The sequence below is a fragment of the Azorhizobium sp. AG788 genome (genome assembly GCF_943371865.1).
Lineage (GTDB): Bacteria > Pseudomonadota > Alphaproteobacteria > Rhizobiales > Xanthobacteraceae > Azorhizobium.
The window spans coordinates 35523-49630 of sequence record NZ_CALRWL010000010.1 but is presented as its reverse complement, the minus strand read 5'-3'; the positions used below and the strand labels follow the sequence as shown (position 1 = coordinate 49630).

The window sequence follows — 14108 nt, the reverse complement described above, 5'->3', positions numbered from 1 at the left end:
TCCGGCGCGGGCACTAAGCCCGCACCGGAGAATTTGCCAAGCGATCAGACGTCGACGCTGGCCTTCAGGGCGTTTTCCTGGATGAACTCGCGGCGCGGTTCCACCAAGTCGCCCATGAGGCGGTTGAACAGATCGTCCGCCGCATCCACTTCCTTCACCTTCACCTGGAGCAGCGAGCGGGCCGTGATGTCGAGCGTGGTCTCCCACAATTGCTCGGGGTTCATCTCGCCCAAGCCTTTGTAACGCTGGAGCGACAGGCCCTTGCGGCCGGTGTCGGTGACCGCGTCGAACAAATCCACTGCGCCGAACACCGCATGCTCCTCGGCCTTGCGGCGCAGGATGGCGGTGCCGTCGAACACCCCCTGCAACTGGCGGGCGATGCTCTCCAGACGCCGGGCTTCCGGCGAGGCCAGGAAAGCGGCATCCAGCAGGTTGCTCTCCAGCACGCCGCGCACGGTGCGCGACAGGCGCAGGCCGGTCTCGTCCGCAGCGCCGACCCAGCCGCGCTCGGTGTCGTCGGCAAGCGTATCGAGGCGCGTTGCCACACGGGCGACGGCGGCAGTAGCCAGATCGGGATCGTCCAGCACACCGGCGGCGACCGCCAGGGCCAGCACGGCCTGCTCGGCCACGGCCTTGTTGTAGCGCGGGTGCAGATTGTTCAGCGTGGCACGCAGCTGCCGCGCCAGTTCCACCACGGCCGCCAGGTCCGCGCCGGTGCGCACTTCGCCGGAGGCGAGATGCAGAGAGGCGTCGTCAAGGCCGGCGGTGATGAGGTAATCCTCCAGCGCCTTCTCGTCCTTGATATAGGTCTCGGACTTGCCGCGGGCCACTTTGAACAGCGGCGGCTGGGCGATGTAAATGTGCCCGCGCTCAAGCACTTCCGGCATCTGGCGGAAGAAGAAGGTGAGCAGCAGGGTGCGAATGTGGGAGCCGTCCACGTCCGCGTCGGTCATGATGATGATCTTGTGGTAGCGCAGCTTGGCAATGTCGAAGTCATCGCGGCCGATGCCGGTGCCCAGCGCGGTGATCAGCGTGCCGATCTGCTCCGAGGACAGCATCTTGTCGAAGCGGGCGCGCTCCACATTGAGGATCTTGCCGCGCAGGGGCAGCACCGCCTGGAAGGCGCGATCGCGGCCCTGCTTGGCGGAGCCGCCGGCCGAGTCACCCTCGACGATGAAGATTTCAGACTTGGCCGGATCGCGTTCCTGGCAATCGGCGAGCTTGCCGGGCAGGGAGGCGATGTCCAGCGGGTTCTTGCGGCGGGTCAGATCGCGGGCGCGGCGGGCGGCTTCGCGGGCGGCGGCGGCTTCCACCACCTTGCCCACCACGGCCTTGCCTTCGGAGGGGTTTTCCTCAAACCAGTTGGAGAGCGCATCGCCCACCAGGCTTTCCACCACCGGGCGCACCTCGGAGGAGACCAGCTTGTCCTTGGTCTGGGACGAAAACTTGGGGTCCGGCACCTTCACAGACAGAACGGCGGTCAGGCCCTCGCGGCAGTCTTCGCCGGTGGGATCCACCTTTTCCTTCTTGGTGATGCCGGAGCGCTCGGCATAGCCGATCACCTGCCGGGTCAGAGCGGCGGCAAAGCCGGTGAAATGGGTGCCGCGATCCCGCTGCGGGATGTTGTTGGTGAAGCAGAGAATGTTCTCGTGATAGCCGTCGTTCCACGACAGAGCGGCTTCCACGGTGATGCCATCGCGCTCGGCGCGGATCACCACCGGCTTTTGCAGCAGCGCCTGCTTGTTGCGGTCGAGATAGCGCACGAACGCCTCGACGCCGCCCTCATAGTGCAGCTCCTCGCGCCGGGGCTCCGGCTCGCGGGCGTCCGTCAGCACGATCAGCACGCCGGAATTCAGGAACGCCAGCTCGCGCAGGCGATGCTCCAGGGTGGCGAAATCGAACACCACCTTGGTGAAGGTGTCGGTTGAGGGCAGGAATGTTACCTTGGTGCCGCGCTTGCCGCCGGGGGCGTCGCCCACGATCTTGAGCGGGGCGTCCGCATTGCCGTGGCGGAACCGCATGAAGTGTTCCTTGCCGTCCCGCCAGATGGTCAGGTCGAGGAAGGAGGACAGCGCGTTCACCACCGAGACGCCCACGCCGTGCAGGCCGCCGGAAACCTTGTAGGAGTTCTGGTTGAACTTACCGCCCGCATGCAGCTGGGTCATGATGACCTCGGCCGCCGAGATGCCCTCTTCGTCATGGATGCCGGTGGGAATGCCGCGCCCGTCATCGGTGACGGTCACCGAGCCATCCGCATTGATGGTGACGGTGACTTCCTTGGCATGACCGCCCAGGGCCTCGTCGATGGCGTTGTCCACCACCTCATAGACCATGTGATGCAGGCCCGAGCCGTCATCGGTATCGCCGATGTACATGCCGGGTCGTTTGCGCACGGCGTCCAGCCCCTTGAGGACCTGGATGGACTGGGCCCCGTATTCTTCGGGGGATGCCGCGGGCACGGGTTCGGCCATGGTGTGTCTCGAATCGTTAAAGAGCTTGGGATGCTTTTACCGCAAAGCCGCGGTTATTTGGTGGCAACCGCCACCGCAGTTCCGGCTAAAACTGTGCCGCACACACGATTTATCACCCGCATGGCAGAGGGGCGGGCGACCAGGCGGCGTGCGCGATCGGCCAAATACACGTAAAACGCGAAAATGACGGATAGGACGGCAAAGATGACGCCGGCCATCTCTGCGAAGCCGAGCGCGCTGAGGCTTTCCAGGTCCATCATGGCGGGCAGGAGTGCCAGATAGAAGGCCATGGTCTTGGGGTTGCCCATGGACAAGGCAAGTCCGGCACCGAACAGGCCTAGGGCGCCCTTAGGTTCCGGCAAATGGGCTGCATCCGGCGCGGCGGCAGGCGCGCGCCATAGCCGCACCGCCAGCACGACCAGATAGGCGGCGCCGGCGAGGCGCACCAGAAAGAACAGGCTGCCCAAGGCGGTCGCCAGCGCTGCAAGGCCCATAGTTGCTGCGGCAAGCCACAGCACGTCGCCCAAGGCGAGTGCGGCGATAAAGGCCACAGCGCCATTCCGGCCGCGGGCCAGGGTGCGGGCGATCAGCGCCACGACGGCGGGTCCTGGCGTCGCCGCCGCCACCGCGAGCACCGCGGCGAAGAAAGCGAGGGTGGCTAAATCCATGGGATTTGTGTGCGCTCATGGGCGCGCAAGGTCAAGGCTGCGTCGTTTCCGTTGGGGCAGGCTTTCTTTCCACGCAGAACGCACCCGCGGAAGAGCGGGCGGGGAGGGTGCCCCGCCATCGCATCAGTTGACGACGTAGACCCGGGTGCCCAACGGCACGCGCTCATAGAGGTCAATGATGTCCTGGTTCAGCAGCCGGATGCAGCCGGACGAGACCTGCGTGCCGATGGTGTCGGGCTCGATGGTGCCGTGCAGGCGGAACAAGGTGTCACGGTCGCCGTCATAGAGGTACAGCGCGCGGGGGCCGAGCGGGTTTTCCTCGCCGCCGGGCATGCCGGCCGCATAAGGCTTGTAGCGCGCCGGCTGGGTGGCGATCATGTTGGGCGTGGGGGTCCAGTGCGGCCACTTTTCCTTGCGCTTGATGGTCGCCCAGCCGCGATAGCTGTAGCCCTGGCGGCCGACGCCGACGCCGTAGCGAATGGCCTTGCCGTCCTTTTCCACCAGATAGAGGAAGCGGTTCTGCACATCCACGATGATGGTACCGACTGGATATTTGGTGGGATAGTTCACCACCTGCCGCAGAAACTGCGGGTCAATACCCGTGGTATCCACGGCGGGAACCTCGAACGGCTCGCCTGGGATCGGCCCATAGATGGACATGGGCCCCACCGGGGCCGGGGAGTTGGTAACGCAAGCCGCCAGGAAGAGGGGAGTGCCAACCACGAAGGCGCGCCGACTAAGGGCGGCGGAAGACGGGAAACGATCGCGGGCCATGATTCCCCGAAGCAGTGAGGTGATTCGATCTGGCTTCTAGCATGGGGAGTCCGTGGGCAGGTGGCATCTGCGCCACACCCCTGGGAAAAGGTCCTCACGGCGCCGTGAAACCCGTTGAGTCCATGGGGTTTGCTAGGCGGCCGGGGTGATCTGGCCGGGGCTTACGGTAAAGCGTTGCGCACGGGCGAGCATCTCGAAAGCGAGGGGGTCGGCGCCCGTCATCCAGACCTGTGCGCCCAAGGCCGCCAGGGCAGAGAACAGCCCGGCGCGGCGGTCGCTGTCCAGATAGGCCACCACGTCATCCAGCAGCACCACAGGGGCCAGGCCCTGCATGGCCGCAACCAAGCGGGCATGGGACAGCGACAGGCCGATCAGCAGCGATTTCTGCTCGCCGGTGGAGCAGCGGGCCGCGGGCAGATCCTTCGGGCCATGCGCAACGACCAGGTCGCACAGGTGCGGCCCCTCGAGGGTCCGGCCGGCGGCGCGGTCGCGCGGGCGGTTATCCTGCAGCAGGGCGCGGTAGCGATCTTCCACTTCCACGGCAGGGGCACTTGCCAGCATGCGCTCCAGCGCCCCGTCGAGACTGATGTCCGCGAACGGGAAGGGGGAGGCGGTGTCCCCATGGGCCGCGATCTCGGCGGCGAGGCGGTGCACCGTCTCCAGGCGGGCGGCCGATACCGCCACCGCCAGTTCCGCCAGTTCGTGCTCCACCGCACCGAGCAGGCGGGCGTCCCCGCCATCTTCCAGCACGCGATTGCGGCTGCGCAACGCGCGCTCCAGGGCATTGACGCGGCTGCCGTGGCTGGCATCCACCGCCAGCACCAGGCGATCCAGGAAGCGCCGCCGATCCGAGGGGGGGCCGATGAACAGCCCATCCATCTCCGGCGTCAGCCACACCACTTTCAGATGATCGAGGAACGCATTGGCGGAGGACGCGGTCTCGCGATCCACCCGGAAGCGCCGCGCCGCGCCTTCGGTGCGTCCCGCATCCGCGCCGGTGCCAAGGGCCACGGTCCCAAGCGCCCCCTCCACCTGCGCGGCAACCGCCCAGGCGCCGTCGCTGCCGGACTGGGCCACGGCATCCAGTGGGGCACGGCGGAGCCCCCGGCCGGGGGAAAACAAGGAGATGGCTTCCAGCAGATTGGTCTTGCCGGCGCCATTGGGGCCGGTCAGCACCACCGGGCCATCCGCCACGTCGATCTGCGCCGTCGCATAACTGCGGAAGTGCGTCAGGGAGAGGCGGCGGATGCGGGCGCGGGGGGCGGTCACGTCGGCGGCGACGCTCAGCTGCGTGGTGCTCACACCCGCATGGGCATGAGCACGTAGAGTGCGTCGGTCTTGGTATTATCCCGCACCAGGGTTGGCGAGCCGGGGTCGGCCAGCTTCAGTTCGGCGGTGTCGCCTTCCAACTGCGAGGTGATGTCCAGCAAATACCGGCTGTTGAAGCCGATATCGAGCGGCTCGGAGCCATACTCCACCTCCAGCTCTTCGGTGGCGCTGCCGCTGTCGGGATTGGTCACCGACAAGGTGAGCTTTCCGTCCGCCAGGGACAGCTTCACCGCCCGGCCGCGCTCGCTGGACACGGTGGAGACGCGGTCCACGGCGGCGGCGAAGTCCGCCTTGTCCACCAGGAGGATCTTGTCATTGCCGGCGGGGATGACCCGGCCATAGTCCGGGAAGGTGCCGTCGATGAGCTTGGAGGTCAGCACGATGGCCCCAACCGCCACGCGGATCTTGGTGGTGGACAGCGACACGGTGACTTCCGCATCCTTGTCTTCCAGCAATTTCTGCACCTCGGCCACGGTCTTGCGCGGCACGATGACGCCGGGCAGGCCGATGGAGCCCTCAGGCGCCTCCAGTTCGGCCTGGGCCAGACGATGGCCATCGGTGGCCACGGCGCGCAGCATGGGCTTGCCGCCGGCGCTATCGGCCACGTGCAGATAGATGCCGTTCAGATAATACCGCGTCTCCTCGGTGGAGATGGCGAATTGGGTCTTGTCCACCAGCCGGCGGAACTCCGCGCCCTTCACCTTGAAGGAGTGGGAGAAGTCGCCCGGTGCCAGATCCGGGAAGTCGGTCTCCGGCAGGGTCTGCAAGGTGAAGCGGGCGCGTCCGGCGCGCACCGCCAGGCTGCCGCGATCGCCGCCGGCCTCCAACTGCACCTGGGCGCCGTCCGGCAATTTGCGGACGATGTCATAGAGCACATGGGCCGGAACCGTAGTGGCGCCATCCTGGGAGACCTCGGCTGGCACTGTCTCCACCACCTCAAGATCGAGGTCGGTGGCTTTCAGCGACAATCCGTTGGTGCCCGTGCGGATCAGCACGTTGGCCAGGATCGGAATCGTATTGCGCCGCTCGACGACGCGATGGACGTGGCTGAGCGACTTGAGAAGCTCGGCGCGTTCGACGGTGACCTTCATGGCCCAGACCCGTGACTCTTCGCTCGGGGGAAAGTGAATGCACACGCTGGCAGGCACCACCGCGGCCCCTGCAAGGTTCGTCGAAACGAACCGCAGGGCCGCAGACATTGCCGCTGGCGTCGCCGCAACGCAAGGCCCGCGCCTCGATTTCCTGCGCGGCCTTGTCGCGACAACGCTCCGGGCGGACCCAGGCGGTGCGATGGAGCGAACCTTGTCCGCCGGGGGCTTGGCTGCGCAGGTGGTGCACAGATGATGACGGGCCCGCGGCGACGCGTGTGCAAGAACGCATCCCGTTGCCGCGGATCTCCGCAGGCGCAGGATGGTTTCGGCGAATGCTACTCGGCAACCAGACGCTTCAACGCCTCGATCTCATCGGCGAGCGAGCGGTCGGTGGCGATCAGGCCATCGATCTTGCGCACCGCATGGAGTACCGTGGTGTGGTCGCGTCCGCCAAACCGGCGGCCGATTTCCGGCAGAGACCGCAAGGTCAGCGTCTTGGCCAGGTACATGGCAATCTGGCGCGGCTTGACCACATTGGCGGTGCGGCGCTGCGACAGAAGATCAGCCCGCGACACGTTGTAGTGCTTGGCGACCACGCGAAGGATGTCGTCCACCCGCACCCGCTTTGGGTCACACGGGCGCACCAGATCCTTCACCGCGCCTTCCGCCATGTCGAGCGTGACCGGCTCGCCGGTCAGCTTGTTGACGGCGAGCAGCTTGTTCAGCGCCCCGTCGAGATCACGGCCGCTGGTACCCACGTGTCGGGCGAGGAATTCCAGGACCGCCGCCGGGACCGCAAAGCCCCGATGCTGCTCGGTGAGCACCTGGGAACGGGCGCGCAGGATCTGATGGCGCAACTCTTCCTCGAGCGGCGCCAATTCCACCACCAGCCCGCCGGCCAGTCGCGAGCGAACCCGCTCGTCAAGGGCGTCAAGCTCCGCCGGGGGGCGGTCCGCAGCCACAACCACCTGGCGGCCGGCATCCATCAGGGCGTTCAGCGTGTGGCAGAATTCCTGCTGCATGTTCTTGCCGGTGAGGAATTGCAGGTCATCGATCACCAAGGTGTCGATGGAGCGCAGGGCATCCTTGAAGGCAATGGCCGCATGCGACTTCAAGGCGGCGACGAAGCCATACATGAAGCGTTCGGCGGTGAGATAGACCACCCGGCGACCGCGCGCGGCACCGGCCCAGGCTACCGCCTGGAGAAGGTGCGTCTTGCCCAGACCAACGGCCGCGTGGAGATAGAGCGGGTTAAACAGCGGGCCTGCGCCCGGCACAGCCTCGGCCACCTGGCGGGCCGCGGCATGGGCGAGCGTGTTGGACTTCCCGACCACAAAGGTCTCGAAGGTGAAGCGCGGGTCCAGCGGCGAGCCGGCACCGACGTCCGCCGACGTGGTGGTTGCATTGGTAACGGGCGCCTGACGCACCATCGCAGGGCGTTCGGATACGCTTTCGCGGGTTTCGTTGGCGGCCTTCAGGGGCAAGGTGCGGGTGACGGCGGTGCGCACCGCCAGATCGACCTTGCTGGTCGCGCCGCTTTCCTCGTGCCACAGCTCCGACAGGCGACCCAGATAGTGATCCTGGATCCACGCCTTGAGGAAGCGGGTGGGGACGGACAGTTGCACAGCGTCAACGCCCACCTTGTCCACTTCCAGCCGGGCGAACCAGCTGGTGTAGGATTCCTCGCCGATCTCCTCGCGCAGCCGCTGACGCACCCGGTCCCACTGGTGGACGCAGACATCCGCGGCGACGGCTCCGGGCAATGCGGGCCGATATTTGGCGACGTCTACGGCTTCCGGCTTCAGCATGAGGGCTGCTCCCGCGCGAGGCGGTTCCCTAGTTGTGACGCGAAGGGTAATCGCGCCGACGAACGGCGCGCTCCACGCAGGTTGATGATGACGAATTACGGACGCCCGGGGGCGTGGTTCAGGTCATGCCGCCGTTGGGCTGGCCGACGCTGATGGCGCGGGTGTGGACCCCGCTGCGGTCGAGGATGCGGAACCCGCATCGGCAGGAGGAGCCGCAGAAATAGCGCAGAATGCGTCGCGCTGATCACTTCCGCAAAAAGTCATAGCCGCCCCATCCGCCACCGAAATTGCTTTCAGCGGACTCTTTAGTGATTAGATATATTTTGCTATAATTACAGAATGTCTAGGGTCGCTAAAGTTGCGCCCCTAGCATAACGCGCCCCCGCTCAAGTAATGCTGTGCCCAAACTGAGAGGTATGCAGAGGGGATAAGGATACTGGAGCACATAACATTCCCTCCCTCCACCCACGAAGAGTCGTGAAACCTTCAGTCTGTTGGTGAATGCCCGGGTCAGCCCCTGAGGTGAGATTGAACATACACAGGCCCCGAGAGCGGTGCAACGCCTTTCAAGGCGCTTTGGGATAGTGGGGGAAAGCCCCGCGATAGCGTCGTTCATGTGGTGCTTTATGTCAGCCGGCAAACCTCTGAGTAGACAAGGAGAATCCTGGTGCACTCAACGTTTGCGGCCGGTCGCCTGCGGAGTAGGTTCATAAGTATTTTAATACCGCATCGCGCGGGCTGGAAGTGCCGTCTTCAGCGCTTGGCCCATAACTCGTTCAATCTGATTGGCTTTTCCTGTGCGGTCCGGAGAGAACTCCTGTGTCCGCGCCTTGTTGCCGCCACCCAGGGGGCTTGACCAGAGCTACAAAAAACGTGCAGCGCCCGGGGCGCTCCTGAGTCGTGATGTTCCCGTGCTTCCACAAAACTAAAAAAGCCCGGCAGAGCCGGGCTTTTGTTTCGAAAGCGCTCACAACGACGCGCAGACCTTGCTGTTGCTTCAGGCGCTCAGCTTGCGGACGCGTGCTGCAAGGCGCGAGACCTTGCGAGACGCGGTATTCTTATGAAGAACACCCTTGGTCACCGCGCGCATGATCTCGGGCTCGGCAGCCTTGAAGGCGGCGTCGGCGGAAACCTTGTCGCCTGCGGTCAGGGCGTCTTCGAGCTTGCGCAGATAGGTGCGCACACGCGAGCGGCGCGAGCGGTTCACTTCGGTGCGCCGCTCGATCTTGCGAGCCGCCTTCTTGGCGGAGGGCGTATTGGCCATCGGCCATCCTTCGGTTTGGCGAACGCAGATCGAAGCCCGTCGGGCTTGCCTGCATTACGTCTGGAATGAATATCAATGCGGGCGACCGGAGCCACCAGCGAAGTGCCGGGCTTATAAGGTCAGAGCGCGGCGGCGTCAACTGGGTTCCGGTCCAGGCTGGGCCGATTTGACCGCCGGCGCCCCTTCCTGGAGGGCTTGCGCGACGCGGTGGCGCTTTACGCCCATGGCGACCATCGCGTATGTGCAGGGGCGTCGTATATAGAGTGCGGGACAGCAGGTCGACGGGCGCGACGGCGCACCCGGAACGGCGGGAGAGGGCAGATGAGCGAAGTGACGGTGGCGGATCAGCCGGTGACCAACAGCTTGGTGACCGTTTTCGGCGGGTCCGGCTTCCTCGGACGCCATGTGGTGCGCGCCTTGGCCCGCCGGGGCTACCGGATTCGGGTGGCGGTGCGCCGCCCCGAACTGGCGGGCTTCCTCCAGCCCTTGGGCTATGTGGGGCAAATTCAGCTGGTGCAGGCGAACCTGCGCTATCCCCAGTCCGTGCGCCGCGCGGCGGAAGGCGCTGACGCGGTGGTCAATCTGGTGGGCATCCTGAGCCCTTCCGGCCGCCAGTCGTTCAAGGCCGTGCAGGCCTTTGGGGCCCGTGCCGTGGCGGAGGCCGCCGCCCAGGCCGGCGCCCGTCTGGTTCATGTCTCCGCCATCGGTGCCGATTCTCACAGCGAGTCGGTCTATGCCCGGACCAAGGCGGAAGGGGAGGCGGCTGCGCGCGAGTTGGTGCCCGATGCCATCATCCTGCGCCCGTCGCTGGTGTTCGGTCCGGAAGACGAATTCTTCAACAAATTTGCCAGCATGGCCCGCATGAGCCCGGCGCTGCCCCTGATCGGCGGTGGCCAGACCCGATTCCAGCCCGTGTTCGTGGGTGACGTGGCCGCGGCGGTGGAAGCGGCGGTGGACGGCAAGGCGAAGGCCGGGACCACTTATGAACTGGGCGGGCCGGAGGTGCGCACCTTCGAAGACCTCCTCAAGCTGGTGCTGCACGAGATCGGCGCCAAGCGGCCGCTGGTGACGCTGCCGTTCGGACTGGCATCGGTGATCGCCGGCATCGTGGAGCATTTCCCCATGGCGCCGCTGACCAGCGATCAGGTGACGCTGCTGAAGACCGACAATGTGGTGTCGGATGCGGCGCAGTCCGAGGGCCGCACCCTGGCGGCGCTGGGCGTCACCCCCATGGCGTTGGCCTCGATTCTGCCGAGCTATCTTTGGCGATTCCGCAAGGCGGGCCAGTTCACCCATATCGAGACCTGAGCGACGGGCGCCCACCGGGACGATCCGGACAGGGCGTGCGAGGAGAGCGGCCAAGCCCATGGGCATCGAGGTGAAGATCTGCGGGCTAAGCACGCCGGACACGCTGGAAGCCGCGCTGGAGGCCGGCGCCGATCTGGTGGGCTTTGTACACTTCCCCAAAAGCCCGCGCCATGTGGCGCTAGCCGCCGCTCCGGCGCTGGCCGCCCAGGTGGGGACGCGGGCCGGCAAGGTGGCGCTGCTGGTGAACCCAGATGATGCCACCGTGGCGGCGGTGATCGCTGCATTCCATCCAGATCTGCTGCAATTGCATGGTGCCGAGACTCCGGAGCGAGTGGCGCAGATCCGTGCGGCCTTCGGCTTGCCGGTGATGAAGGCCATTCCGGTGGCCCGTGCGGCCGATCTGGCCGGAGTGCCGGCTTATGCCGCCGTGGCGGACCGGCTGCTGTTCGATGCCAAGCCCGATGCCGGCGATGTCCTGCCCGGCGGCAACGGGCGGGTGTTCGACTGGACGTTGCTCGCCGGCCTTGACCCCGGCGTCCCGGTCATGCTTTCCGGGGGGCTCGATGCCGGTAATGTGTCACAGGCCCTGTCTGTCATCCGGGTAGACGGGGTGGACGTATCCTCCGGAGTCGAGACCGCACCCGGTCTGAAGTCGGCGGAAAAAATCTTTGCCTTCGTCCATGCGACAAGGGCAGCAGAGGCGGCCGGTGCAGCCGCCCCCAGGTGGAAAGTTCAAGCTCCGTGAACGCGCTCAATTCCTATCGCACCGGCCCCGACGAGGGTGGCCATTTCGGCATTCACGGCGGTCGCTTCGTGGCCGAGACGTTGATGCCGCTCATCCTCCAGCTGGAACAGGCCTACGAGGCCGCCAAGGTCGACCCGGCCTTTCGGGCGGAGATGGACGGCTACCTGTCCCATTATGTGGGCCGGCCCTCGCCGCTCTATTATGCCGAGCGGCTGACCGAGCATCTGGGCGGCGCCAAGATCTATCTGAAGCGCGAGGAGCTCAACCACACCGGCTCCCACAAGGTGAACAATGTGCTGGGGCAGATACTGCTCGCCCGGCGCATGGGCAAGGAGCGGATCATCGCCGAGACCGGCGCTGGGCAGCACGGGGTCGCCACCGCCACTCTGTGCGCCCGCTTCGGGCTGAAGTGCGTGGTCTATATGGGCGCCGTGGACGTGGAGCGCCAGAAGCCCAACGTGTTCCGCATGGAGATGCTGGGCGCGGAGGTGATCCCGGTCCAGTCCGGCTCGCGCACGCTGAAAGATGCCATGAACGAAGCCCTGCGCGATTGGGTCACCAATGTGCATGACACCTTCTATTGCATCGGCACCGTGGCAGGTCCCCATCCTTATCCCTCCATGGTGCGCGACTTCCAGTCGATCATCGGCAAGGAAACCCGCGCCCAAATGCTGGAGGCGGAAGGCCGCCTGCCGGACAGCCTGATCGCAGCGGTCGGCGGCGGCTCCAATGCCATCGGGCTGTTCCACGAGTTCCTGGACGACGCCAGTGTGGAGATCTTCGGCGTGGAAGCCGCCGGGCATGGCATCTCCAGCGGCCAGACCGCCGCTGCCATCCTGGCGGGCCGGCCGGGCGTGCTGCACGGCAACCGCACCTATCTGCTGATGGATGACGACGGGCAGATCGCCGAGGCGCATTCCATCTCCGCCGGCCTGGATTATCCCGGCATCGGGCCTGAGCACTCCTGGCTGCACGATATCGGTCGCGTAAAATACATCCCCTGCACCGATACTGAGGCGCTGGTGGGGTTCCAGTTGCTCTCCAAGCTCGAAGGCATCATCCCGGCGCTGGAATGCGCGCACGCCATCGCCAAGGTGATGGAGATCGCGCCGGCCAAGCCGAAGGACCACATCATGGTGGTCAATTTGTCGGGTCGCGGCGACAAGGACATCTTCACCGTGGCGGAACATCTGGGGGGCCAGATATGAAACGTGCAGCATTCGGACTTTTCGCCGTGGCCATGGCTGCGTTCGCACTCCCGGCCTTCGCCCAGGCGCCAACGCCTGCGGGGCTGCAGCTGACGGCGGACAATGTCGTGACGGACCCCGCCGGTGCTTTCGTCAATGTGCGGGTGAAGAATGCTGGCACCACCGTGATCTCGCAGATCGACGTGGGATGCCAATTCCTTGCCAAGGGCAAAGTGGTAGGCAATTCCACCACGACCCTTTATGCGTCCGTTCCCGGCGTCACCGGCATCGGCCAAGTGCGCCTGATGGGGGCCACCGGCGCCACGGATGCGCGCTGCGGCATCCTGAAGGCCAATTGAGCCTTCGGCTCGATTTCCGGCCATTGCGTGCGGCGGGGCTGGACCCTCGCCACCACTTCCTTCGCCCTCCGGCCGCGTGGCGGCCGACCCCTCGCACGGGAGGGGAAGAAACCCACGGATCATGACCACCCGCATCAGCACCCGCTTTACCGATCTTGCCGCCGCAGGCCGTCCCGGTCTGGTGACCTTCATCACCGCCGGTGATCCGGACTATGAGACCTCGCTGGCGCTGCTGAAGACACTGCCGGAGGCAGGGGCAGACCTGATCGAGCTTGGCATTCCGTTCACCGACCCCATGGCGGACGGTCCGGCCATCCAGGCGGCGGGGCTGCGGGCGCTCAAGGGCGGCCAGACCTTGGCCAAGACCATCGATCTGGTCCGCGCCTTCCGTGAGGAGGACGCCACCACCCCCATCGTCCTCATGGGCTATTTCAATCCGATCTACGTCTATGGCGTCCCGCGCTTTCTGGCGGATGCGAAGGCGGCCGGCGTCGACGGCCTGATCGTGGTGGATCTGCCGCCGGAGGAGGATGCGGAACTCTGCCTGCCGGCGCTGGCCGCCGGGATCGACTTCATCCGTCTGGCCACGCCGACCACGGACGAGAAGCGCCTGCCCACGGTGCTCGCCCACACCGCCGGCTTTGTCTATTACGTTTCCATCACCGGCATCACCGGCTCGGCGACCCCGGATGTAGATCTGGTGTCGGCGGCGGTCGCCCGCATCAAGCGGCACACGACCCTCCCCGTTGCGGTGGGTTTTGGCGTTCGCACCCCCGAACAGGCCGCCGCCATTGCCGCCGGTGCCGATGCGGTGGTGGTCGGTTCTGCACTGGTGGAAATGGTGCGCAAGACCCTGGAAAATGGCCAGGCAACGGCCAATACCGTGCCGGCGGTAGAAGCCATGGTTCAGGAACTGGCCGAAGCGGTGCGCGCAGTTCCACGTCGCGTCACTCTCTAGGCAAGCAGCCGGTGGCCGGCGTTGGATGATTGAGATGAGTCATTGCCAGGATGGCAATGGACCTTATTGGTTCTGCTGTACCGTCACTGGGGCAGAATGATATGTTTTGGAATACCTTAAAGCGCCGCCTTCTCGGCGCTGTTGCC

The 14108-nt window shown here is 65.8% G+C and carries 12 protein-coding genes; 5 read left to right on the top strand and 7 right to left on the bottom strand.

The genetic code is table 11. From position 1 onward, the window contains the following. Positions 1–44: 44 nt before the first annotated feature. The 7 genes from gyrB to rpsT all read right to left on the bottom strand — a co-directional run bounded on the left by gyrB (position 45) and on the right by rpsT (position 9405). Positions 45–2471, bottom strand: coding sequence for a DNA topoisomerase (ATP-hydrolyzing) subunit B (gyrB, locus tag AAG816_RS08360; protein ID WP_341989139.1), 2427 nt, complete (start codon positions 2469–2471; stop codon positions 45–47). Between the two features lie 53 nt (positions 2472–2524). Beyond that, positions 2525–3139 (bottom strand): LysE family translocator, encoded by a 615-nt coding sequence (locus tag AAG816_RS08355; RefSeq protein WP_341989138.1) that lies wholly within the window; start codon positions 3137–3139, stop codon positions 2525–2527. Positions 3140–3262: 123 nt separating this feature from the next. Next, complete coding sequence (locus AAG816_RS08350) at positions 3263–3913, bottom strand: L,D-transpeptidase (RefSeq protein ID WP_341989137.1); 651 nt, start codon at positions 3911–3913, stop codon at positions 3263–3265. 132 nt (positions 3914–4045) lie between these two features. Beyond that, on the bottom strand, positions 4046–5215 hold the full coding sequence (gene recF, locus AAG816_RS08345) for a DNA replication/repair protein RecF (RefSeq protein WP_341989136.1): 1170 nt from the start codon (positions 5213–5215) through the stop codon (positions 4046–4048). After that, positions 5212–6333, bottom strand: a complete 1122-nt coding sequence (gene dnaN, locus AAG816_RS08340; RefSeq protein ID WP_341989135.1) for a DNA polymerase III subunit beta — start codon at positions 6331–6333, stop codon at positions 5212–5214. Before dnaN ends, recF begins: the two co-directional genes overlap by 4 nt. Positions 6334–6668: 335 nt before the next feature. After that, positions 6669–8141 carry a chromosomal replication initiator protein DnaA gene (dnaA, locus tag AAG816_RS08335; protein ID WP_341989134.1) on the bottom strand — a complete coding sequence of 491 codons (1473 nt, stop codon included), beginning with the start codon at positions 8139–8141 and terminating at the stop codon, positions 6669–6671. A gap of 997 nt (positions 8142–9138) precedes the next feature. After that, positions 9139–9405 carry a 30S ribosomal protein S20 gene (gene rpsT, locus AAG816_RS08330; protein WP_341989133.1) on the bottom strand — a complete coding sequence of 89 codons (267 nt, stop codon included), beginning with the start codon at positions 9403–9405 and terminating at the stop codon, positions 9139–9141. A gap of 330 nt (positions 9406–9735) precedes the next feature. Here rpsT and AAG816_RS08325 point away from each other — a divergent pair, with 330 nt between their 5' ends. The 5 genes from AAG816_RS08325 to trpA all read left to right on the top strand — a co-directional run bounded on the left by AAG816_RS08325 (position 9736) and on the right by trpA (position 13962). Further along, on the top strand, positions 9736–10713 hold the full coding sequence (locus tag AAG816_RS08325) for a complex I NDUFA9 subunit family protein (protein ID WP_341989202.1): 978 nt from the start codon (positions 9736–9738) through the stop codon (positions 10711–10713). 58 nt (positions 10714–10771) lie between these two features. Further along, the gene (locus AAG816_RS08320; protein ID WP_341989132.1) at positions 10772–11458 is read left to right on the top strand and encodes a phosphoribosylanthranilate isomerase; all 687 of its coding nucleotides are present in this window, start codon (positions 10772–10774) and stop codon (positions 11456–11458) included. Continuing rightward, complete coding sequence (trpB, locus tag AAG816_RS08315) at positions 11455–12666, top strand: tryptophan synthase subunit beta (protein ID WP_341989131.1); 1212 nt, start codon at positions 11455–11457, stop codon at positions 12664–12666. Before AAG816_RS08320 ends, trpB begins: the two co-directional genes overlap by 4 nt. Next, positions 12663–13004: a hypothetical protein gene (locus AAG816_RS08310; RefSeq protein WP_341989130.1), complete on the top strand. Its 342-nt coding sequence runs from the start codon at positions 12663–12665 to the stop codon at positions 13002–13004. Before trpB ends, AAG816_RS08310 begins: the two co-directional genes overlap by 4 nt. Before the next feature lie 121 nt (positions 13005–13125). Then, positions 13126–13962 carry a tryptophan synthase subunit alpha gene (gene trpA, locus AAG816_RS08305; RefSeq protein ID WP_341989129.1) on the top strand — a complete coding sequence of 279 codons (837 nt, stop codon included), beginning with the start codon at positions 13126–13128 and terminating at the stop codon, positions 13960–13962. The last annotated feature ends 146 nt before the right edge of the window (positions 13963–14108 follow it).